Consider the following 21,670-nt stretch of genomic DNA (forward strand, 5'->3'; position numbering starts at 1 on the left):
CCTACCTACGACTACGTGATCGGCAACCGCATGCGCAGCGGGTTCGCGCTGGTGGCATGGCCGATCCGCTACGGCGAAACGGGCGTCATGAGCTTCATGGTCAGCCACGACGGCACGTTGTACGAGAAGGACCTCGGACCTGGCAGCGATGCCGTGGCTCACGCACTCTCCCGCTTCAATCCCGATCCGAGCTGGACCAAGGTCGCCGTCCCAGGGAGCTGACCCGGGGCTGACTGTTGTCTGACTGTTGCAAACGTGCCGGGTACGTGGCGGACATGGGCCAGACGGAAGTCGTAGTCCGCTTGTCACACATGCGACAGAACGTAGACTAGGCACACCGAAACGAAAACGGCGCCAAGTCCGTTCGCGCAGTGAAAAAAGAGGAGTACCCGATGCAACCCGTCCTGGAAATCCGCAAGCTCGGCGAGCGCTCCTACACCTACACCGTGCGCGCACCCCGTTCCGCGGGAGAGCCGCCGCCCGAGGCGTGCTATGTGGACCTGGGGCTCAACTCGTTCGCCGACTGCCTTCGCGACGCCGCCGAGGCGCTGACCTATTTCGCGCGTGTCTACATCCGCTACGAAGGGCTGTGCGTCGGCGAGCAGATGGTGATACGGCTCGAAAGCCAGCCCGATGCGGTTGCACTCGAATTGCTGGCGGACTACGTGAGCCAGACCGAAGTGCCCCCGGCGCCCAGGCCGGCGCCGAGCAAGGCGACGGCCGTGCACGCTACCGCCCCCTGAACGCCGCGCCGGCTTGCCGGGCTCAGGTCGTGTAGTCGCCGCTGGCCTCTGGCTGGAAGTGGACCTCGGTCACCGTCGCGCTGAATGCGTCCCCACTGGGCGTTCTCCATCGGGCGGTCGCACCGGCGCGCAACCCGATCAGGCTCATGCCCACGGGCGACAGCACCGACACCAGGCCCTTGCCGGGGTCGGCGTCGGCTGGGTAGCACACGGTCAGCGTCTGGCGCTGGCCCGAACGCGTGTCCGCGATCGTGACCTGCGAGTACATCGTGACGAGTTCTGGCGCAATCTCGCGCGAGGGCAGCACGTCGACCTGGTCCAGCAACGCCTCGAGGTCCGGATGGGACCTGGCGTCGACCAGCTTGCCGAGGCGAACGTGATCCAGCTCGGTGAGCGTGCGATCGCCGTCATTCTTCGTATGCATGAAAGGCACTCCTGTTGGAACGCGACCTGCCGCCCGTCTCGGAGGAGGTCGCTGACGCGCGGGGCTGGGGCCCGGCGATCGATGCTTGCGCTAAACGGAAGAAGGAGGGGATCGCCGGGCCGAGGAATGTGCGGCCGGCTGGCGCAGTCCCGGCATGCCCACGCGGCCAGGCAGACGCGCGCGCGCCTGGCAGTCGATGAGGTTGGGGGCCGGGAGGAACATGGGCCCATTGTAGGAGCCCGCGAGGGGCCCGCCTCTCACTATCGATGTAGCACGAGGCGTGCCGCGGCTCTCGGGCTGGGCGTCGGGCATAGGCAGTGTTGGGGACGCCGAATCGCGGTTACGGTGCTATACCTTCGTATCGGCCCCGATACGCATCGGGCCGTGCGTGATCCGGGTTCCTGGTGTCGGGGATTTTGCAGAGCGAGGTCGGCCATGGCCATCAAACCGACGAGGCTGTTCGTCAGCCACATTTCCGAAGAGGGCGACGTTGCCACGCTGCTCAAGCACATCATGGAAGAGGACTTCCTCGACATGGTCAAGTTCTTCACGTCGTCGGACGTGGGCAGCATCAACCTCGGCTCGAACTGGCTCGAAGCCGTCGAAAAGGCCATGAGAGAGGCTTCGGCGGTCATCGTGCTGTGCAGCAAGGCATCCGTGCAACGGCCGTGGGTGCAGTTCGAAGTCGGCGCGGCATGGATGAAGGACATGCCGATCATCCCGGTCTGTCATTCGGGCATGACGCTCGACCAGTTGCCGGTGCCGCTGGTGCTTCACCAGGGCGTCGAACTCGGCACCGATCGCGGCCTCGAGCGGCTCTACCAGATGGTCAAGGACCAGCTCAGGCTAGGCCGCACGCCGACGCCCAGGGACATGTCCGAGCGACTGGTCCAGATCCGCGAGATGGAAAAGCGCTTCATGCCGAGCGAGGTCCAGCAGTTCGAGCGCTACATCAACATCGTGCTGCCTGCGCCCGGCCAACTCGCGAGTGCGGCCATCCCCGACGATGCCGTCATCGAATCGGATGAGACATCGCTGCAGCTCTTCGGCTTCATCAGGGGCAGCGGCCTGAAATGGAAGGACATCGTGCGGGCCGCGCAGAAGACGGCGGACCGGCGCTGGCTCAAGCAACTGCAGCAATGCGTCTACCTGGCGAGCAACAACGAGTGGTTCCGGCCGGTGCAGGCGGTCTACCACACCCAGGACGGCTCCTACCAGCCGCAGTTGTCGAAGGTCGAGACCTTCGACAACGGCAAGCGGCGCTTTCATGTGCACTTCGTGGAGACGGTCGTGGCGCCGCTGTCGGAAGTCGACAACGACTTCGGCCTGCTTGCCACCATGCTGCGCCTGGGCCTGCGCTTCCGCTACGAGGTGATCGAGAGCTACCGCAAGATGACGGCCGCACGCAGGAGCGACGACGAGAAGCTCGCGCACCTGCGCTCCGCCGTCGAGATCATCGAGAACGACGCGCTGTCGCGCGGCGCGCAGAACTTCGATCGCGGTGCGGTCACGGCGATCTTCGCGCCCGGGAAGGACCAGGAGACGATGGTGGAGATCCAGGACGCATGGGACATGGCGCGTGCCATGCTGTTCCGCTGCGACCCGGGGCCGACGCCGCAGGAAATCCGGGATGCCATCGACACGATGACCGACGTGAACTACCGGTTCATGAACCTCGGGACGCGACGGTTCCATGAGATGGTCGGCGAGATGTGGCGCGACGCGGGCGGGAACGGGAAGGCAGGAAAGCCGGCAGCGCCGGTGTTGCCGGGCAAGCCGAGGCCTGGGGCGCGGCGGGCGGCGCAGCCCCGTTCGCACGGATTCGATTCCCGCCTTGAGACCTAAAAGGAGTTGGCGCACTCGACCGCGTGCAGCCGCAAAGGCTGCACGCTCATGCACTCAGGTAACTTCGACGTTGATCCGCTTGGGCTTCGCGTGCTCCGCTTTGGGAATCCGCAGCTTCAGGACGCCCTGCGCAAGCTCCGCTGACACCTTTTCGGTGTCCAACTCCTTGCTGAGCGTGAAGACGCGGCGGAACCGTCCCAGCCCGACCTCCGTATGGCTGGTCTTCAGGCCATCAGGCACTGTCAGGTTCGACTCGGCCTCGATGGTCAGGGTGGCAGCCTCGACGTGAAGGGAGAGGCTCTCGCGCGCAACGCCCGGGAGATCCGCGTAGAGCGTGATGCCACCCGCGTCCTCGATCACGTCCACTGGCGGCGTCAGAGCCGCACTGCCGTACCGCGACGACTTCGCATCGGTGCTCTCGGGCGCACGGGTCGAACGGGTCTGGATGTCGTTGTTCATGCTTGTCATCTCCTTTGTCTCACTGGACTTCGACGCGGCGAGGCTGGGCTGACGCGCGCCGGCGAACGGTAATGCGAAGCACACCGTCAGTGAGCTTTGCATCGACCGCGTCCGGGTCTGCATCGTCGGGGAGCGTGAGCATGCGGCGGAATGCGCCGTCGAAGCGCTCGTTGATGTGCACTGCGGCCTTTGCATCCGCCCCAGGCAGCACGCTCTTGCGTTCGCCGGCGATGGTCAGGAGGCCGCGCTCAAGGTGGACCTCCAATGTGCCCGGATCGACACCTGGCGCAAATGCATAGATTTCCACCGTCTGCGGCGTTGCGCCGACATTCAGCGCAGGAAAACCGTTGCTGCCGAAGCCGCGGATCGTGGGCGCCAGATCGAACGCTTGCTGCATATCCCGCTGCAAGCGGTCCATCTCGGCAAGCATGTCGCGTGGGAAGAAAGTTCTGTACATGGCTGAGCCTCCAAAAAACCTGGAATCAAGTTGAACGACGGTGGGCCGAACCCCTCACTGCGGCAGGCGATGCGCGCCGGCCGATAGTGGCGGAGCGCTTGCATTCGAGTGTCGCCAAGCGGTGATGCGCGGCGTGCGGGCTCGCCAGCGCGGAGGGCGTGATTCCGGATAGTTGAACTTCGCCAGTTCCTCATGCCCCTTCTGAGTGACAGCCAGAACTTGGGCTGCCGGAACGGAGCCGGATAACAATAGAGGATTCGAGGGTGACGGCACCAGGGCGACGACGAGCCCGGCGGCTCGAAGTATCCGGACCTGATCGATGTCTCCGCTGCGATAGAACGTGACGGGTAGGCGGGAGCCGGCGATTTGCTTGAGCAAGTTCATGGTCATTGCAGTACCTCCTTTTCGGTTGACCAATTTCCGACGAGGAAAAGATAGGCCGGCTGCCACCGATTTCAAGAGGGATTTTTCGACAGCATCGCGACGCCTGCCAGCCCCAAGCGTGCAAAAAAAAGCCCGGCAGTTGAGGGCCGGGCGGACGTTTTATAGCAAGCCCACGGATACCGTAGGAGCCGGGAATTTACGACGATGGCCCTACTGGAACAGGATACTTGCCGTAACTTTATCGCACGCAGTACTTTCAACATGGACATCCGTCAGCTGCGCTATTTCGTCAAGGTCGTTGAGCTCAGGAACATCACGACCGCGGCAGAGGCGCTTTTCATCGCCCAGCCTTCCTTGAGCCAGCACATGGCCAATCTGGAGTCGGAGCTCGGCGTCACACTGCTGGAGCGCAGCGTTCACGGCACGCGGGCCACGGCCACCGGTGAGCTGCTCTATCGGCACGCCAAGACGATCCTGAGGCAGTTCGAAGATACCCGCTCGGCCATCCGGCAGGAGAGCGAATCACCTTCGGGGCGGGTGGCCATCGGATTCCCGACCAGCACCTCGCGCATCCTGGCCGCGCCGCTGCTGGCGCGGCTGCAGGAGCGCTATCCGCTGATCGAACTGGAAATGGTGGAGGCCTCCAGCGGAGACTTGACGGGGCAGGTGGCGGCCGACCGGCTGGCACTGGCGGTCACGATGGACGCGCGGGCCGATTCGCGCCTGCGCATCGAGCCGATCCTTGAGGAAGAACTTTTCGTGGTGGTGGCCTCCTCGCAGACGGCACCGCGCGCCTTCGGCATCGAGGCTTTTGCCAAGCTGCCGCTGCTGCTGCCCACGCATCCGAACTCGGTGCGCGTGGCCACCGAGCGGCTCCTGCGCGATCGCCAATTGAAGTTCCGCCTGGTGGCCGAAACCAGTGCGGTGGAGATCCTGATTCTGGCCGTCGAGCGCGGGCTGGGCGCCACAGTGCTGCCGACCGCCGCCTTTGCGCTGGCGCAGCAGCATGGCCGCGTGCGCGGCGTTCCCATCAAGGGGCGGCCGCTGCTGCGCGAGCTGTCGCTGAGCCTGTCGGTCTCGGCGGCACGCAGCCCCGCCGTGCAATGCGTGCGCGAACTGCTGCTGCGGGTGATCGAGGAGGAGATCGCAAGCAAGCGCTGGAAGGGCGTGCGGCTTTTCAGCGACGCAGAAGCGTCGCCAGGAAAGCCGGCACCGACAGCTGCGCCCACGCCGCGATCCGCGGCAGGTCGGCCTCGACGTAGTGGTCCTGCGCGTGCAGCAGATTGACGGTGCCCAGCACCTCGCCGCCCCAACGCACCGGCATGTTGACGATGCTCTCGCAACCCATGGCCAGCAGCGTAGCGTGGTCGGCGTAGTTGTCGACGATGTCCTGGCGGCCGCGGCCGATGAACGGCTCGCCCGAGGCCAGCACATGGCGCATGCGCGGCGCCTGGCCCAGGGTCTTGCGGCCGCCGACGGGATATTCCAACGGCCGGCTGCTGTAGGCGCGCTGCGACTCGCCGAGTTCGCTGTGGTAGACGAGCACCGTCAGCAATAGGTGGCCCGGCGCGCGCGCCAGGCCGGCGTCCAGGGCCCGGAACAGCGCCAGCGCCGCATCGTCCGCGCGCTGCGCCGCCAGCACGGCGGGCAGCGCCTCCGCGCCCAGTTCGCGTTCGGCACGCTCGGTCGCCTGCATGAAGGGATCGCTCATGGATGCGATCAATCGGGCTTGGCGCCGGACTGCTCGACCACCTTCTTCCACCGCGCGATCTCGGTACGGATCAGCGCGCCGAATTCGGCCGGCGTGCTCGCGATGGCCGGCCCCCCTTGCGACTCCAGCGTGGCGCGCATCCTGTCGCTGCGCAGCACGGCGGTGAAGTCCCGATTAAGTCGCTCGAGCACGGCCGGCGGCGTGCCGGCCGGCGCGAACAGGCCATACCAGCCCAGCACCTCGAAGCCGGGATAGCCTTGCTCCGCGACGGTCGGCACGTCGGGCAGCAGCGGCGAGCGCTGCAGGCTCGTGATGCCCAGGGCCCTGAGGCGGCCGGCCTTGATCTGGGGCAGCGAAGTCAGCACCACGTCGAGCATCAGGTCCACGTGGCCGGCACTGACGTCGGTGAGCGCGGGGCCCGATCCCTTGTACGGAATGTGGGTCAACGTAATGCCCGCGGCCGACTTGAACGACTCGGTCGCCAGGTGGTTGGAGCTGCCCGAGCCGCTCGAGGCATAGGTCAGAGCGGGCGGCTTCTTCGCCAGCGCGACCAGGTCCGCGAGCGAGCGCACGTTGGCCAGCCGGGGATTCTGCGGACTGGTGACGATCACGTTCGGAATGGCGGTGATCTCGGTGATGGGTGCGAAGTCCTTCAGCGGGTCGTACGGCAGCTTCGGATACAGGCCCACCGCCGTCGCATGCGAGCTGATCGTGCCCAGCAGCAGCGTGTAGCCATCCGCCGGCGCCTTGGCGACGAAGTCGGCACCGATGGTGCTGCCCGCGCCGGGTTTGTTGTCGACCACGAAGGGCTGTCCGGTCCGCACCGTCATCTCCTGCGCGAGCTGGCGCGCCACCAGGTCGGTGGAGCCGCCTGCCGAGAAGGGCACGATCAGCTTGACCGGACGTTGAGGATACGCACCCTGCGCATTGGCGAGAGTGCCGGCACTGCTGAGCAATGTGGCGATGCAGAGGAGGACTGTGCGTCTTTGCATGAGGCGCTCCCTATTCCACGCGGATGTTGTTTCTGGTGATGAAGGCACTCCAGAAAGCCTGGTCGTCGACCGCGCGGCGGCGGATCTCGGCTTCGCCGCCGCTCATGGCCGGCAGCGAGAGTTCGGTGAGCCGGGCCTTGACGGCCGGGTCCGCCATCACCTTCTGCAGTGCGGCATTGAAGGTGGCAACGATCTTCGGATCCAGGCGCGCCGGGCCGGCAACGGCGTACCAGCCGGGCATCGGCGGCACGTTCAGCCCCGCTTCCTTCACCGTCGGCACCTGGGGCCACTGCGGCACGCGGCTGGCGCCGAGCACCGCCACCGCCTGCACCTTGCCCGACTGCACCTGCGGCAGCGCCGGGCCGACCACGCTCACCATGGCGTCGACCTCGCCCGCCAGCACGGCCGTGAGCGCCGCGGCCGAGCCCTTGTAGGGCACGTGCATCAGCTTGACGCCCGCGGTCGCCGCGATCAGTTCCATCGCGATATGGGTGGAGTTGCCGATGCCGGCGCTGCCGAAGGTCAGTTCGCCCTTCTTCTCTTTCGCTCGTTCGAGAAACTGCGCGAAGGTCTTGATGCCGCTCTTGTTGCTCGTCACCAGCACGAAGGGCGTGTCGGCCACCGGTGCCAGAAAGGTGAAGTCCTTCAGCGGGTCGTAGGGCAGGCTCTTGTACAGGGCCGGGTTGAAGGCGATCTGCGACACGCCCGCGAGCACCAGCGTGTAGCCGTCGGCGGGCGCCTTGGCCACGGCGCTCAGGGCCACGAGGCCGTTGGCCGCCGGATTGTTCTCCACCACCACGGCCTGGCCCAGTTGCTGGGCGAGCCGGTCGCTGAGCAGGCGCGCGATCACGTCCGACCCCGAACCCGCCCCCTGCGGCACCACGAGCTTGACCGGCCGCGCGGGCCAGGGCGATTGGGCCTGCACCGCGAGCGGCACGGACAGGAGCGGCGTGCCGGCCAGCGCCAGCATGGGAACGAACGATCGGCGGGTGATGTGGGGCATGGCGTGCCTCTCTCTTGGCATGTTGAAGAACGGGAGAGCGCAGTGCTTAGCGCAGTGCGCCGCGCAGCGGAAGATCGAACCAGCTGGCGTCGGCGCCACGAAGGATTTCCAGGCGCGGCGGCCGCCCGTGCGGCACCTGCGGGCCGTGGCCTTCGTCGCTGCCGCCGATGGACAGCCGTATGCGGCTGCCCGGGGCAAAGGTCCACGACACCGGCAGCAGCGCGAAGTTCAAGCGCACGGGCTCATGAGGCACCAGCAGCCGGGCAGAAGCACGGTCACAGGTGTTCACAGGCCAGCTCGCCACGTAGTCTGGTGATTGCGACAGGCCCTCGCGGTGCAGGGCCCGAAGCAGGCCTTCGGTGACGTAGCGGCAGGTGCCGTCGGCCAGCACCTCGCTCAGATAGACGTAGACGGCTGCGTCGGTCTCCGACGATGCCAGCAGCAGGCTCGCGCTCACGTGGCCGGTCAATTCGGCGGGCGCGGCCAGCGGCGCGCTGGTGTAGTGCAGGTACTGCGCCTGTCGCTCGGTCCAGTCGGGGTAGTAGTGCTCGATGCCGATAGCGCCCAGCCGTTCCAGCCGCGTCTGGCGGCCGGTCGAGACGGAGAAGTCGACCTGGTAGCTGTCGCGGCCCGGGGTGGCGGGCGCGCGCAGCGCCAGCACGCCATCCGCATCGGGATGGACGCGGCGGGTTCCCGCGATCGGCGGCCATGCATCGGCGGCCTGCCACTTCTCGTCGTGGATGGTGAAGTAGTGCACCGGCTGCTCCTCGTCGAGCCCGGTGTCGATGCCGCGCAGATGGTGGTCGAAGAAGCGCAGCACTTCGGCCAGCAGCGGAAAGTCGGAACCGGTCTGCTCGCGCCAGGGCGAGACGTTGCTGCGTGCGCCGTGGTCCCAGGGGCCAAGCAGCAGGCGGTGCTGGTGCCGGGGCAGCGTCAGGAAGCGCGTGATCGCCGAGTTGCTGTAGCCGGCACCGTCGTACCAGCCCGAGACGGAGTAGATCGCCACGTCCTCGGGGATCTGGCGCGCATAGTGGCCGGGGCTGCACACGTCCAGCGTCAATGCGGGGTCGTGCAGCGTTGCGTCGTGCCGGAACGGAAGCTCACGGGCCATGTCGTTCAGCCGGCAGTTGCTGCGGTGCTGGTGCAGCGCCTGGGCCAGCAGGTGGCCATCGGCGTCGGCGTCCACCGGCTGCGGCCCCGCGAACAGCGGATTGCCGTAGTACGCGAACTTGACGAGGGCGGGGCGGTCGTCCTGGTCGAGCGCGACCATGAGTTCGTCGTAGCGCCCGGTCCAGATGGTCGAGAGCACGCCACCCACGTAGAGCTGGTCGGTGTAGATGTCGGTCACGGCGAACAGCGGTGCGATCGCCTTGACGGCGGGGTGCCGCGTGCTTGCGAGGAACACCGCCGCTGCGCCCAGGTACGAAATGCCGGTCGAGCCGATGCGCCCGTCGCTCCAGGGCTGCTGCACGATCCACTCGGCGATCTCGTGGTAGTCGTCGCGCTCCTTCGGCGAGCGCAATGCGTCGCGCGTGCCGAAGCTCGCGCCGGTGCCCCGCACGTCCACCACCACCACCGCGTAGCCATGCGGCACGAAGAAGTCGCGGTAGCGGCCGCAGTTGGGGCTGGCCTCCACCGTGGGGTCGGTGGTCACGAAGCGCCGGTAGTAGGGCGTGAAGATGACGATGGTGGGCAGGCGGGCGGGCGGCTGCGCGCCGTTGCGCGCCTCGGGCAGGTAGTAGTCGAGCGCAATGCGGCAGCCGTCGCGCATCGTGACGTAGAGCGACTCTGGCCGCCCGGGCAGGCCGAAGGCGGCCTCGCGGCTGGAGAGGTAGGCGCTGGGCGGCAGGTGCCAGGCGCCTGGCGTGCTATCGCGGTCCGACATGAGGCGAAGTGCTTTCCTGAAGACAGAGGGATGGTGTTGCCACCGTTCCGTCATTCTGGGAATGCCCGCTCGCGTTGAAAAATGCGAAATCCCGATCCTTCCATAGGCTGGACCTATGGGAGGAAGTGATGCTTCTAGCGGCCGAGCAACCTGCCGAAACATCAGAACCCGACAGTCGCTCTCAAAGCTTTCTCAGCCGCTGTCCCGGGACGATCCGCCGGCTTGGAAGAACCCGGCGTCTTGCAGGTTGCGCAGCACGATGTCCAGGATGCGCGCCGTCGTGTCGCTGCGGTGGTGCGCCAGGTACGAGAAGTAGTAGGGCACGTTCGGCACCGCCGGCTTGGCGCGCAGAATTTGCAGCGATTTTTCGGCGACCTGGCGGCGCGTGATCGATGCGGGCAGCATGGCAATCGCATGGCCGGAGGCGACCAGCGCCACCATGAGCGAGAGCGAGTTGCAACTGCTGTACTCCTCGAACGAGTAGCCGTCCGAGGCCAGCCAGCGCGATGCCGATTCATGCAGGGTCGACGGCGGCGCATTGCAGACGATGCGGTGGTTCAGGGCGTGGGTCGGCAGAAAGTCTCCCTCCAACATCATCAGGTCGTGGGCCGCCACCCACTGGTGTTCGGTCAGTCCGATGAACTGGCTCGTCACGTCGGGCTGGCTGCTTTGCCCCGTGTGCAGCGCCATGTCCAACTCGTGGCTGTTGATTTTCTGAAGTAGCTGGGCGCCTCCGCCCACCGTCAGGTCCACGCGAAGCGCCGGATAGCTGTCCTTGATGTCCTTGAGGATCTGCGGCATCCCGATGATCGCGCAGGACTCGTCCACCCCCATGCGCACCAGGCCGGTAATGGTGCGCCGCAGATCGAGCCGCGCCATCTCCTGCGCCGACGCCAGCACGCGCTCCGCATACACCAGCACATTGCGGCCCAGCTCCGTCACCAGCAGGCGCTGGTTCTGGCGTTCGAACAGCTGGATAACCAGTTCCTCCTCCAGGTCGCGAATGCGGTGCGAGATCGCCGGCTGGGTGAGATGCAGGTGGCGCGCCGCCGCATGCACCGTGCCGAGACGCGCGGTCCACACGAAAGCTTCCAGCTGGTGGAGGGTGAACCTCGTTGATAAGGAACTTGTATCAACCATCGTGAGAATTGATCAGTATCGGTGCCGGGAGCGGCTGCCTACGATTGCCGTCATTCACAACCACGATATCCGAAATGACTGCCATCGAACGAGGAGAGTTGCCGCCGCCTTGCACGCTGCAACTGCTGGCCCTGCTGAAGGAGGTCGAGCCGGCCACCATCGGCCACTTTCATGATCGCGGCTTCCTGCATGGACGGATCAAGGCCATGACCGCGGTGGCGCGCAGCGTCGGCACCGCCGTCACCGTGCGTTGCGAGGGCTCGGACGGATCCATCCTGCATCACGCGCTGGGACAGCTGCGGGCCGGCGATTTCCTGTTCGTCGATCGCGCGGGCGACGAGACGATCGCGTGCATGGGAGGCGCCAGCATGCTGGCGGCGCGCCTTCGTGGTGTCGCAGGCGTGGTGGTCGATGGCTGCGTCACGGACATCGCGGAGCTGCGCGAGCTCGGCGTGCCGGTGTGGGCCCGCGGCCTGAGCGCCCGCACCACCCGCACCGGCGGGCAGTCGGGCAGCTTCTGCCGGCCAGTGGACTGCGGGGGCGTGCGCGTGCGTCCCGGCGATGCCGTGCTGGCTGACGAGAACGGCGTTCTGGTGATGCCGCCCGACGAGGCCTGGGCCTTGGCCCGCAGCGCGATCGGCTTGCAACAGGCGGAGCAACAGACCTTGGCACGGCTGCGCGCCGGCGAGTCCTATTCCGACGTGTTGGACACGCGCCTTGTTTTCCAGGAGGCAGCGGCATGACGAGCTCCCATCAGACCAGGCCGCCCGCCTTCGCGCCGATGGCGGAACTGTCGCGTGCCTTGCGAACCGGAGAGACGAGTTCGGTGATCCTCACGCGGGAGTGCCTTCGCCGCATCGCGGCGCACGACGCCGTCTTCAAGAGCTTTCTGGCGGTCTACGAAGAAGAGGCCCTGGCGGCGGCGGCCCTCGCCGACGAGGAGCTCCGCGCGGGCCACGACCGCGGCCGGCTGCACGGCATTCCGTTGGCGCTGAAGGACCTGGTGAACATTCAAGGCAAGCCCACGACGGCGGGCTCCCCGCTGCTGTCGACCAACATCGCGAAGCAGGACGCAGCCATCGTTCGGCGCATTGCCGACGCCGGCGGCGTCATCGTCGGCAAGACCCATATGGTGCAGTTCGCGCTGGGCGCCTGGGGCACCAATACGCACATGGACACGCCACGCAATCCGGCCGGCCGCGCCACGGACACGCTGGTGGCAGGCGGCTCCAGCAGCGGATCGGCCGTGGCCGTGGCAGCCCACCTGGTGCCGTGGGCAATCGGCTCCGACACCGGTGGCTCGGTTCGCGTACCCGCAGCCTTCTGCGGCATCGTGGGCTTCAAGCCCACCATCGATGCGCTGCCGCGCGAGGGCGTCTATGCGCTCAGCGAGAGCCTGGACAGCGTGGGCCTCATTGCCTCGTCGGTGCAGGATGCCCGGCTGTGCTTCGAGGCGCTCGTCCGCGCGCCCGGTCCGGGCGCGGACGCTCGCCGGCGGATCGGCGTCCTGGAGGCGGACGAACTCGCGCCACTCGCGCCGGCCGTCGCGCGATGTCATGCCCAGAGCCTGCAAAGGCTCGAGCAGGCGGGTTTCAGTCTGGTGCCATTCCGGTTTCCGGCGTCGCTGGCGGCGTTCAAGGAACCCACCAATGCCATCATGATCGCCGAAGGCGCCTGGGTGAATGACCGATTCCTGGACGACCCGGACGCGCCGATGGATCCGTCGGTGCGGTCGCGGCTCCTCGCCGCCCGGGCGACCACGGCCGTGCAGTACCTGCAGGCTCGGGCCACTGCGTCGCGCTGGCAGCAGGAGTTTGCCGGCGAGATGCACAGGCTTGGGCTGTCCGCCGTTGCCATGCCTGTCACGGCGATGACCGCACCGCGCCTCGAGGACGTCGACCACAACGTGGCGCCGGTCCACTTCACCCGCCCGGTCAACCTGCTCGCGCTGTGCGGTATCTCGCTTCCCGCGGGTGAGGACGACGACGCACGGCCCATTGGGCTGCAACTTGTCGGGTGCGCGGGGGGCGATCACGCACTGCTGGGTGTCGCTGCCGAAGTCGCCGCCGCGCTGCATCCGTCTCGAATTCCACCGCAGGAGATGCGCAATGCTTAGCAAGCTGGCCTTCGTCCTGCTGGCATTCGTCGTCCCGTGCGCGGCCGCCCAGGACTACCCGCACAAGCCGGTGCGCCTGATCGTCCCGTTTCCTCCGGGCGGCAGCGTGGATCTGGTCGCGCGCCTGGTCGGCAAGAGCCTGCAGGACGCGCTGAAGCAGCCCTTCGTGGTCGACAACAAGCCGGGTGCCTCCGGCAACGTCGGTGCCGCCTACGTCGCCAAGGCTCCGGCAGATGGCTACACGCTGCTGGTCGGCAGCGCCGGTGTCTTCGCCGCCAATCAGTTCCTGTATGCCAATCCGCCATTCGATCCGCTGCAGGCCTTTGCGCCCATCATGCGGATCGTCGATCAGCCCAACATCCTGGTCGTGGGCACACAATCGCCGGCCCACAATGTCAAGGACCTGATCGCTTTGGCCAAGGCACGCCCGGGAAAGCTGAGCTTCGGCAGCGCCAGCGTCGGTTCCGCCCAGCATTTCTCCACCGAGATCTTCATGCAGCAGGCCGGCGTGGAGCTCCTGCACGTTCCCTACAAGGGAGGCGCGCCGGCCCTCGTGGATCTGATGGGCGGGCAGATCGACATGCTGTTCGACACCTCGCCGACGGCCTTGCCCTACGCCAGGAGCGGCAAGCTGCGTGCGCTGGCCATCACCAGCCGACAGCGTTCGCCGCTGCTTCCGGACGTTCCCACGATGAAGGAAGCGGGGCTGCCCGACTTCGAGGTCGTCACCTGGACCGGCATTGCCGCGCCGGCCGGCACGCCCAAGGCCGTGATCGACAGGCTCAACGCCGCAATCAAGACCGCGCTGCGCGGCGAGTTGCGCAGGCAGCTCGAAGAGACCTCCCTCATTCCGGTCGGGGACTCGCCTGAGGCCTTCCGGGAGTTCATGCGCAAGGACGCGGACAGCTACGCGCGCCTGGTGAAGGCCGCGAAGATCACGCCCCAGTGATCTTGCGGGGCGGTCGGGACGACGAATTTTTCACTCTCTTGATTGGATGCTGATATGAAGATTGCCTTGATGCGTGCTGCGTGCGCACTCTCGCTGGCCATGGCAGGGCCGGCGTTCGCAGGGGACTACCCGGACAAGCCCATCCGCATCGTGGTTCCCTATCCGCCGGGCGGTGCGTCCGACACGGTGTCGCGCCTGATCGGGCAGCAGCTGTCGCAGCGACTCAAGCAGCCCGTCGTCGTCGAGAACAAGCCAGGCGCCACCGAACAGATCGCGGCCAGCTTCGTCGCCAAGGCGAACCCGGACGGCTACACGATCCTGCTGGCCTCCACCGCCGGGCTTTCGGTCAATCCGACCCTCTACAAGGGACGGCTCGCCTACGACCCGGAAAAGGACCTCGCGCCGATCGTGATGGCCGTGACTCTTCCCAGCGTGGTCATGGTTCATCCTTCGATGCCGGTCAATTCGTTCGACGAGCTCACGGCGTTCGCGCGGTCTTCGGCGACACCGATCAACTACGCCTCCAGTGGCGCCGGCAACCCCAGCCACCTGGGCATGGAGCTGTACAAGCGCGCGGCGTCCATCGAGATGACGCATGTGCCCTACAAGGGTGGCGCGCCCGCGCTTCAGGATCTGATGTCCGGCCAGGTGTCTGTGATGATGGCCATCGGTCCGGAGTCGATGCCGATGGCCAAGGCAGGCCGGATGAAGGCGCTCGCAGTCACCACGGCGAAGCGCTCGCCCGCCTATCCCGGATTGCCCGCAGTCTCCGAGACCAAGGGCTTTGCCAATTTCGAGCTGCTGCACTGGTTTGCTCTGCTGGCACCCGCCCGTACGCCCGACGCCGTCATTGCACTGCTGAACAGGAACGTGAACGACATCCTGAAGGACCCGGAGGTGAAGAACAAGCTGCTCGAGATGGGAATGGAGCTCGAAGGCGGCTCGCCGCAGCGATTGGCCGAAGCGATCAAGCGGGACCGCCTCAAGTGGGAGAAGGTGATCGTCGAATCGAACATCAGGATCGATTGATCCGCACCGACCCACATCATCCGAAAGAGAGAATCGACATGGTCTTTGCTGGCGACGGCATTCTGATTTCTTCGATGGAAGTGCTCCCGGAGGAGGAAGCCGACTTCAATGAGTGGTTCGACCGTGAGCACCTGGCCGAGAGAGTGGCAATTCCCGGCTTTCTCGAGGCGAGACGGTACGAATCCGTCGGCGTCCCGACGCGCTACCTGCAGATCTACAGCACCACCAGCTTCGATGTGCTGGACGGTGCGCCATACAAGGCGGCTCTGGCGAACCAGACCGAATGGTCGAATCACCACATCTCCAGGTTCATCGCGCCGACGCGCGTGGTCGGACGCCTGGTGCACAGCGCGGGGGTCGCGCGAGGCGTCGCAGTCGCACTGATACGGCTGCGACCGTCCGGCGATCCGGCCATGATGCCGGCGCTTGCAGGCGTTCTGGAAGTGCTCGACCAACCGGGCACGGCTTCGATCCACTTTGTCGAGGCCGATGCCGGCCTCTCCAGGCCGGTGACGGCGGACTCGGGCTACGCGGGCAGCGAGGACTGTTATGTGCTCATCGAGTGCATCAGCGAGGCCGCCGCCGGAAAAATCATCGCCCGACTGGAAGCGCCAGTGCAGAAGTATGGAGAACTCATCGACGCGCGAGTTTTTCGGCATCGCATGGATATCAGCGCATCGGCGCTTGCGACGCGCTGACTGCGCTGGTAGGGAAGCGCTAGGATCGCTTTGGGCCCACAATTGGAGCGGGTGAAGGGAATCGAACCCTCGTATGAAGCTTGGGAAGCTGCCGTTCTACCATTGAACTACACCCGCAGACCGAAGCGGATTCTACTGGCACTCTTCGCAGGGCATGATTCCTGCAGCGCGCAAGCGGTCTTCAACCATCCGGGAGTCGCATGAATCTGCCAGCGAAGAACGTCGACCTCGCGCCGCAGCTTGCCGATGCCGGGGCGAATGCGCCCATGTACCAGTCGATCCAGGCCTGCCGTGCGGTGGCGGCGTTGCTGGTGCTGTTCTTCCATCTGGGCGCCAACCTGGCCAAGGACAAGTACTTCGGCGAGGCCGCGGAACCGCTGCAGCGCGCATTCGTCTTCGGCGGTGCGGCCGGGGTGGCTTTCTTCTTCGTGCTGAGCGGTTTCATCATCGTGCTGATCCATGGCCGCGATGTCGGGCGCCCGGCGCGACTGTGGCCCTATCTGCGCAAGCGGCTGGTGCGGATCTACCCGACCTATCTGCTGATCTTTGCGGCGGTCTATGGGGCGGCGCTGCTCGTGCCCTCGCTGCGCGAAGCCATGCCGACGGATGTCGGGGTGCTGGTCAAGTCGCTGCTGCTGTTGCCGCAGGATCCGGCTGTCGTGGGCGGCACCGGCGCACCGGTGATCGTGGTGGCCTGGTCCCTGCAGTACGAGATGGTGTTCTATGCCGCGATCGCGCTGGCGATCGTCCATCCGGCGCTCTGCGCTGCGGCGGTCATCTCGTTGGCGGGCTGCGTTGCGTGGGCGGCGCTGAGCGGGACCCCCCAGTTTCCGGTGTCGTTCTTTGCGAACGAGTTGATGCTGCTATTTGCAATGGGCGTCTGTGCGGCGTTGTTGACCCGTGGCACGTGGCGGTTTGCTTGGCCTGGCCGCGTCGCCGCGCTGGCGACCGCGGCATTCTTTGCCATCGGTGCGTGGGCGGTCTGGCGCAACGATCCGCACAACCCGTGGTTCAACCTGGCCTACGGACTTTTCGGTGGGGTCGCCATCGTGGCGCTGACGCAGGCGGAGCGGGCGCAGCCGGCTCGCTTCGCCAGCCGCACGATGGCGCTGCTGGGCGATGCCTCCTATGCGCTGTACCTGATCCACTTTCCGCTGATCGCCGTGCTGTGCAAGCTCGTGGTGGCGGTGGGCTTGCGCGGGCGGGCGGGCAGCGGGGTGGCATTCGTCGCCATCGGCGTTGCCTGCGTGCTCGCCTCGGTGGCGTTCCACCTTGCGATCGAACGGCCCATGTTGCGGCGGATGCGCGGGAGAAAGCGAGGCGCGCGCAAGGCGCCGGAGGCGGGGCTGGGGCCTCGAAGCGCGTGATGGCCCTTACTTGGGAGCCAAAGGTCGAACTGCCCCACGGGTATTCAGGTACACGGAATACAACGACGTCGTCGCGCAGATGAACAGCCGATTGAGCTTCGGCCCGCCGAAGCACACGTTGGCCACTACCTCGGGCACCCGGATCTTCCCGAGCAGCTTGCCGTCCGGCGCGTAGCAATGCACCCCGTCCCCCGCGCTCGTCCAGACGTTGCCTTTCGCATCGATGCGAAAGCCATCGAACAATCCGCAGTCGCACTCCGCGAAGACTTCGCCGCCCGAGAGGCTGCGGCCATCGGCCTCGATCCGAAAACGCCGGATGTGGCGCGGCCCATCAGCGACATGCGTGGCGCCGGTGTCCGCGACGTACAGCAAGCGCTCGTCCGGTGAAAAGCCGAGCCCATTGGGCTGCACGAAATCCTCGGCGACCCTGCTGACGGCACCGTTGTCCGCATCGATGCGGTAGACACAGCAGGCGCCGATCTCGCCCGGCGCCGCATTCCCCTCGTAGTCGCTGTCGATGCCATAGCTCGGGTCCGAGAACCAGACGCTGCCATCCGACTTGACGACCACATCGTTCGGCGAGTTGAGCCGCTTGCCCTCGAAATGCGACGCGAGCACGGTGCGCGTGCCGTCATGCTCTATGCGCGACACGCAACGCCCGCGGTGCTCGCACGATACAAGCCGGCCTTGCAGGTCGACGGTATGCCCATTGGTGTTCAAGGCCGGTTGCCGGAACACGGAGACCGACCCGTCGGTCTCGTCCCAACGCAGCATCCGGTCGTTCGGAATGTCCGACCACACCAAGTACCGACCGGCGGCGAACCAAGCCGGCCCTTCGGCCCAGCGGCAGCCGCCATGGAGCTTTTCGACATGGACATTGGGAAAGACCAATTGCCGAAAGCGCGAATCAAGCGATTCGAAGCTGGGTGTGAGTTCGATGACCATGGGTCGCTCCTGAGGGGGTCCTTGCCGCCAGTTTATTGAGAATGCCGCCGGCCACGACCGTACACCAGCAGCATCGCGATGATGACCACGCCATAGGTGACTTGTCGTCCCATCTCGGGAATCTGCATCACGGACAGGATGGATTGAAGGAGGGTGATGAGGATCACGCCGACGACGGTGCCAAGGTACGAGCCCTGCCCGCCGAGGATGTTCGTGCCGCCCAGCACCACTGCCGCGATCGCAGGCAACTGATAGGCGTCGCCCATCGCCTGGTAGGCCTTGGTCGAATAGCCGGTCAGCAAGACACCCGCTGCCGCGGAACAAGCCCCCGCGATCACGAAGCACAGCAGCGTGACGCGGCGCGTGTCGATGCCGGACAGGTACGCCGCGCGCTCCCGGTTGCCGACGGCATAGATCGCGCGACCCAGCGTCGTGCGGTGGAGCATGAACATCGCGCCGGCGCCGACCACGATCCACACCAGCAGTGCATTGGGAATGCCCAGAAACGAGCGGCCGGTGGCGATCAGGTGCATCGCCGGCGTGGCGCGGTCCTGCGGAGCGAAGCCGCCAGTCTGCAGCACGATGAGCCCTTGGGCCACGGCGTTGATGCCGAGCGTGAAGATCATCGAAGGCACGCGAAGGTACGCAACACCGATTCCGTTGAGCAGGCCCAGCGCCGCTCCGCACAGGATGCCGAACGGGATCGCGAGCGCGGCGCCCGCGCCGCCCCACCAGCCCGCCGCAGCGGCCGACATCATGCCGCCCACCGTGACGAGCCAGGGCACCGACAGGTCGATGCCACCCAGCAGGATGACCAGCATGGCGCCCGTGGCGATGACCCCCAGAAAGGACGCGATCTGCAGTTGCAGCAGCAGGTAGTCCGGGGAGAGGAAGTTCTTCGAGTAGAGGCTTCCGATCAGCAGCAGCGCGATCGTGCACAAGGCGCCCGCGAGCACGGGAAGGTGACCGGACCTCTTCAGACGCAACGCGAGGGTCGTCATACGCGTGGTCACCTGAAGAGTTCTAGTCGATTGTTGACCTTGAGCAGACGGAGCGATCCGAAGCTGACCGCGGTCAGCAGGATGACCCCTTGGAACAGCGGCTGCCAGAGTGGTTCGAGGTCGAAGACGAACAGCAGGTCGCCGATGGTCCGCAGCACGAAGGCGCCGAAGATCGAGCCGATGGCACTCCCCGCTCCGCCTGATAGAACCGTGCCGCCGATGACCACGGCCGCGATCGAATTCAGCGTGTAGACGCCGCCAATCGCCGAGGACGCTTCGCCCGAATAGGTCACGAAGGTCAGCAGCAGTCCGCCGATTGCAGCGAGCAGGCCGGCCAGCGTGTACGTGACGATCTTCGTGCGCCCGATCGCCACGCCCGACATGTAGCTTGCAGTCTCAGAGGATCCGATCGCCAGCGCCGCACGCCCGAGCGCCGAACGCCGGTACGGCACCCACACCAGCAGTACGACCGCGACCAGCACGATGAGCATCGTCGGGATGCCGCCGGGGAGGGCGCCCGTCAACGCGTCAGCGAGGCCCGCGTGCACGTCGCCGCCCGGCACCGGACGCAGGCCGAGCGCGAGCCCGAAGTAGATGATGCCGGTCGCCAATGTGGTGATGATCGGTTGCAGCCGTCCGTAGACGATGATCACGCCGTTGATGCAGCCGCACAGCGCGCCGGTCGCAAGCACGGCGACGACACCCAGTGCGGCCTGCAACGGCGAGCCGACGACCAGGTGCGAGGCCAGGCAATTGGCCAGCACGAACACCATGCCCACCGAGAGATCGATGCCCGAGGTGAGCACCGGCAGCGTCTGCGCCATGGCGACGATGGCGAGCAGCACGCCCTTGTTCGCCGCCGTGGTCAGTACCGCCGCATTCCATCCCACCGGATGCTTGACGATGTACAGCGTGAAGATCGCGACGAACATGATCACTGTCGCAAAGGTGGCGCGGTGTTCGCGCAGGCGGTAGTACCCGTCGGATCGCATCACGCCGCCGCCGTCTCGAGGTTGAGCGCGCTCGACACCAGCGCATGCTCGGTCAATTCGGCGCCGGCGAGCCAGCGCACGATGCGGCCGTCGTAGAACACGGCGACACGGTCGCAGCAGCCGATCAACTCCGCATAGTCGGTCGAATAGAGCATCACCGCGGCGCCCTCGTCGGCGAGGTTGCGCACCAGCGCGTAGATTTCCTGCTTGGTGCCCACGTCGATGCCGCGCGTCGGATCGCTCAGCAGCAGGATGCGCGGCGCGTTGACCAGCCACTTCCCGATCACGACCTTCTGCTGGTTGCCGCCCGACAGCGTGCCCACCGAATCGCCCATGCCTGCGACCTTGATGGACAACCGGCGAACGATGTCGGCGACGGCTTCGGCTTCCTCGGCGGCGACCAGCACGCCCGCGCGGCTGAGTCGGTCGAGGGCCGCCAGGCTGAGGTTGTCGTTCACCGACATGGGCAGCATCAGGCCATCGGTCTTGCGATCTTCCGGCACCAGCGCGATGCCGACGTCGGCGCTCTTGGCGTGCTTCGGGTCGCGCACCTGCGTGGGCTTGCCGCCCAGAAGCACGTCGCCTGTCACGCCGCGCAGCACGCCGAACAGGGCCAGGAAGAGTTCGCGCTGGCCCTGGCCGTCGAGTCCGCCGAGGCCGACGATCTCGCCGGCCCGCACGGCGATGTCGATGTCATGCAGCCGCGAATTCCACGACAGGCCTCGCGTTTCGAGTGCGGGCGTGGCGCCGTCCGACGCGGCGATCGGGGCGGGCTTGGGAGGAAATGCATGCGCGATGTCGCGGCCGATCATCATCTCGATGGTCTCCGCATTGCTGCGCGTACCCGCGTCGAAGGTCGCGACGTGGCTGCCATTGCGAAACACCGAGCACTCGTCCGCCAGCTCCGTGATCTCGTTCATGCGGTGCGAGATGTAGACGATCGCCAGCCCCTCGCTGCGCAGGCGCTTGAGGAGGGCGAACACGCGCCGCACATCGGCCGCTGTCAGCGCCGAGGTCGCTTCGTCGAGGATGAGGATCTTCGGGTTGCGCGCCAGGGCCTTCGAGATCTCGACCATCTGGCGGCGCGACAGGGTCAAACTCTCCACGGGCGCCAGCGGATGGATGTCCTCTGCGCCCGCGCGGGCCAGAGCGGCCTCCGCGATGCGGCGCTGGGCCTTGCGGTCGATCAGGCCGTGGCGCAGCGGCGGGTTGGTGATGCAGATGTTGTCGGCCACGCTCAGGTCCGGCATCAGCGACAGCTCCTGGAAGATGCAGGCGATGCCGGCCGACACCGCCTCCTGCGGGTGCGCGAAGCGGCGCTCCATTCCCTCCAGCACGATACGGCCCTCGTCCGGCTGCACCACGCCGGCCAGGATCTTGATCAGCGTCGACTTGCCGGCGCCGTTCTCGCCGAGCAGCGCGTGGATGCGGCCAGGTGCACAGGCGAAGCTCGCGTGCTCGAGCGCGCGCACCCCGCCATAGCGCTTGGAGACGTCGACCAGGTGGAGGATCGGTTGCAAGGCCGAGCCG

Annotated in this window: 23 protein-coding genes and 1 tRNA gene; 10 read left to right on the top strand and 14 right to left on the bottom strand. The window is 66.5% G+C overall.

The genetic code is table 11. The annotated features are described in order from the left end of the window. Both AC1D3B_RS23280 and AC1D3B_RS23285 read left to right on the top strand, forming a co-directional pair. Positions 1–222: DUF2950 family protein (locus AC1D3B_RS23280; protein ID WP_478193041.1), on the top strand; the 222-nt coding region annotated here is incomplete at its 5' end. 170 nt (positions 223–392) lie between these two features. Next, on the top strand, positions 393–743 hold the full coding sequence (locus tag AC1D3B_RS23285; protein WP_478193042.1) for a hypothetical protein: 351 nt from the start codon (positions 393–395) through the stop codon (positions 741–743). 22 nt (positions 744–765) lie between these two features. Here the strand turns inward: AC1D3B_RS23285 and AC1D3B_RS23290 are convergent, their stop codons facing one another. Further along, complete coding sequence (locus tag AC1D3B_RS23290) at positions 766–1,167, bottom strand: GreA/GreB family elongation factor (RefSeq protein WP_478193043.1); 402 nt, start codon at positions 1,165–1,167, stop codon at positions 766–768. 435 nt (positions 1,168–1,602) lie between these two features. Between AC1D3B_RS23290 and AC1D3B_RS23295 the strand changes: the two genes are divergently transcribed. Next, the gene (locus AC1D3B_RS23295) at positions 1,603–3,012 is read left to right on the top strand and encodes a toll/interleukin-1 receptor domain-containing protein (RefSeq protein ID WP_478193044.1); all 1,410 of its coding nucleotides are present in this window, start codon (positions 1,603–1,605) and stop codon (positions 3,010–3,012) included. Between the two features lie 54 nt (positions 3,013–3,066). Here AC1D3B_RS23295 and AC1D3B_RS23300 read toward each other — a convergent pair whose 3' ends face one another. From AC1D3B_RS23300 to AC1D3B_RS23310, 3 genes are read right to left on the bottom strand one after another with little or no spacing between them, the layout of a single operon-like run. Further along, positions 3,067–3,471 carry an Hsp20/alpha crystallin family protein gene (locus AC1D3B_RS23300; protein ID WP_478193045.1) on the bottom strand — a complete coding sequence of 135 codons (405 nt, stop codon included), beginning with the start codon at positions 3,469–3,471 and terminating at the stop codon, positions 3,067–3,069. A 19-nt stretch (positions 3,472–3,490) separates the two neighbouring features. Then, on the bottom strand, positions 3,491–3,928 hold the full coding sequence (locus AC1D3B_RS23305; protein ID WP_478193046.1) for an Hsp20/alpha crystallin family protein: 438 nt from the start codon (positions 3,926–3,928) through the stop codon (positions 3,491–3,493). 54 nt (positions 3,929–3,982) lie between these two features. Beyond that, complete coding sequence (locus AC1D3B_RS23310; RefSeq protein ID WP_478193047.1) at positions 3,983–4,318, bottom strand: hypothetical protein; 336 nt, start codon at positions 4,316–4,318, stop codon at positions 3,983–3,985. 255 nt (positions 4,319–4,573) lie between these two features. Between AC1D3B_RS23310 and AC1D3B_RS23315 the strand changes: the two genes are divergently transcribed. Then, positions 4,574–5,599 carry a LysR family transcriptional regulator gene (locus AC1D3B_RS23315; RefSeq protein WP_478193048.1) on the top strand — a complete coding sequence of 342 codons (1,026 nt, stop codon included), beginning with the start codon at positions 4,574–4,576 and terminating at the stop codon, positions 5,597–5,599. Here AC1D3B_RS23315 and AC1D3B_RS23320 read toward each other — a convergent pair. The 5 genes from AC1D3B_RS23320 to AC1D3B_RS23340 all read right to left on the bottom strand — a co-directional run bounded on the left by AC1D3B_RS23320 (position 5,490) and on the right by AC1D3B_RS23340 (position 11,043). Beyond that, positions 5,490–6,023, bottom strand: coding sequence for a GAF domain-containing protein (locus AC1D3B_RS23320; protein WP_478193049.1), 534 nt, complete (start codon positions 6,021–6,023; stop codon positions 5,490–5,492). The two genes, AC1D3B_RS23315 and AC1D3B_RS23320, sit on opposite strands and share 110 nt — an antisense overlap. A gap of 8 nt (positions 6,024–6,031) precedes the next feature. After that, a complete protein-coding gene (locus AC1D3B_RS23325; RefSeq protein WP_478193050.1) occupies positions 6,032–7,015 on the bottom strand; it encodes a Bug family tripartite tricarboxylate transporter substrate binding protein in 984 nt (327 codons plus the stop codon). Positions 7,016–7,025: 10 nt separating this feature from the next. Further along, entirely contained in the window at positions 7,026–8,018 is a 993-nt protein-coding gene (locus tag AC1D3B_RS23330) for a Bug family tripartite tricarboxylate transporter substrate binding protein (protein WP_478193051.1), read from the bottom strand. Between the two features lie 46 nt (positions 8,019–8,064). After that, positions 8,065–9,903: a CocE/NonD family hydrolase gene (locus tag AC1D3B_RS23335; protein ID WP_478193052.1), complete on the bottom strand. Its 1,839-nt coding sequence runs from the start codon at positions 9,901–9,903 to the stop codon at positions 8,065–8,067. Positions 9,904–10,095: 192 nt separating this feature from the next. Next, on the bottom strand, positions 10,096–11,043 hold the full coding sequence (locus tag AC1D3B_RS23340; protein WP_478193053.1) for a LysR family transcriptional regulator: 948 nt from the start codon (positions 11,041–11,043) through the stop codon (positions 10,096–10,098). A gap of 74 nt (positions 11,044–11,117) precedes the next feature. On the opposite strand from AC1D3B_RS23340, the gene AC1D3B_RS23345 reads away from it, so the two are divergent. From AC1D3B_RS23345 to AC1D3B_RS23365, 5 genes are read left to right on the top strand one after another with little or no spacing between them, the layout of a single operon-like run. Next, positions 11,118–11,786: an RraA family protein gene (locus AC1D3B_RS23345; RefSeq protein ID WP_478193054.1), complete on the top strand. Its 669-nt coding sequence runs from the start codon at positions 11,118–11,120 to the stop codon at positions 11,784–11,786. Continuing rightward, complete coding sequence (locus AC1D3B_RS23350; protein WP_478193055.1) at positions 11,783–13,159, top strand: amidase; 1,377 nt, start codon at positions 11,783–11,785, stop codon at positions 13,157–13,159. The genes AC1D3B_RS23345 and AC1D3B_RS23350 overlap by 4 nt, the downstream gene beginning before the upstream one ends. Beyond that, a complete protein-coding gene (locus AC1D3B_RS23355; RefSeq protein ID WP_478193056.1) occupies positions 13,152–14,108 on the top strand; it encodes a Bug family tripartite tricarboxylate transporter substrate binding protein in 957 nt (318 codons plus the stop codon). Before AC1D3B_RS23350 ends, AC1D3B_RS23355 begins: the two co-directional genes overlap by 8 nt. Positions 14,109–14,162: 54 nt before the next feature. Then, entirely contained in the window at positions 14,163–15,137 is a 975-nt protein-coding gene (locus tag AC1D3B_RS23360) for a Bug family tripartite tricarboxylate transporter substrate binding protein (RefSeq protein WP_478193057.1), read from the top strand. A gap of 38 nt (positions 15,138–15,175) precedes the next feature. Further along, positions 15,176–15,835, top strand: a complete 660-nt coding sequence (locus AC1D3B_RS23365) for a hypothetical protein (protein WP_478193058.1) — start codon at positions 15,176–15,178, stop codon at positions 15,833–15,835. A gap of 43 nt (positions 15,836–15,878) precedes the next feature. Here AC1D3B_RS23365 and AC1D3B_RS23370 read toward each other — a convergent pair. Beyond that, positions 15,879–15,952 (bottom strand) — tRNA-Gly (locus tag AC1D3B_RS23370). Between the two features lie 83 nt (positions 15,953–16,035). Here AC1D3B_RS23370 and AC1D3B_RS23375 point away from each other — a divergent pair. Beyond that, positions 16,036–17,202, top strand: coding sequence for an acyltransferase family protein (locus tag AC1D3B_RS23375; RefSeq protein WP_478193059.1), 1,167 nt, complete (start codon positions 16,036–16,038; stop codon positions 17,200–17,202). Positions 17,203–17,208: 6 nt separating this feature from the next. Here AC1D3B_RS23375 and AC1D3B_RS23380 read toward each other — a convergent pair whose 3' ends face one another. From AC1D3B_RS23380 to AC1D3B_RS23395, 4 genes are read right to left on the bottom strand one after another with little or no spacing between them, the layout of a single operon-like run. Continuing rightward, positions 17,209–18,147 (bottom strand): SMP-30/gluconolactonase/LRE family protein, encoded by a 939-nt coding sequence (locus tag AC1D3B_RS23380; RefSeq protein ID WP_478193060.1) that lies wholly within the window; start codon positions 18,145–18,147, stop codon positions 17,209–17,211. A 32-nt stretch (positions 18,148–18,179) separates the two neighbouring features. Then, a complete protein-coding gene (locus AC1D3B_RS23385; RefSeq protein WP_478193061.1) occupies positions 18,180–19,148 on the bottom strand; it encodes an ABC transporter permease in 969 nt (322 codons plus the stop codon). Positions 19,149–19,156: 8 nt separating this feature from the next. After that, a complete protein-coding gene (locus AC1D3B_RS23390) occupies positions 19,157–20,140 on the bottom strand; it encodes an ABC transporter permease (protein ID WP_478193189.1) in 984 nt (327 codons plus the stop codon). Then, positions 20,140–21,660, bottom strand: a complete 1,521-nt coding sequence (locus tag AC1D3B_RS23395; protein WP_478193062.1) for a sugar ABC transporter ATP-binding protein — start codon at positions 21,658–21,660, stop codon at positions 20,140–20,142. Before AC1D3B_RS23395 ends, AC1D3B_RS23390 begins: the two co-directional genes overlap by 1 nt. Between the last annotated feature and the right edge of the window lie 10 nt (positions 21,661–21,670).

The sequence above is a fragment of the Variovorax sp. P5_A3 genome (assembly GCF_056400665.1).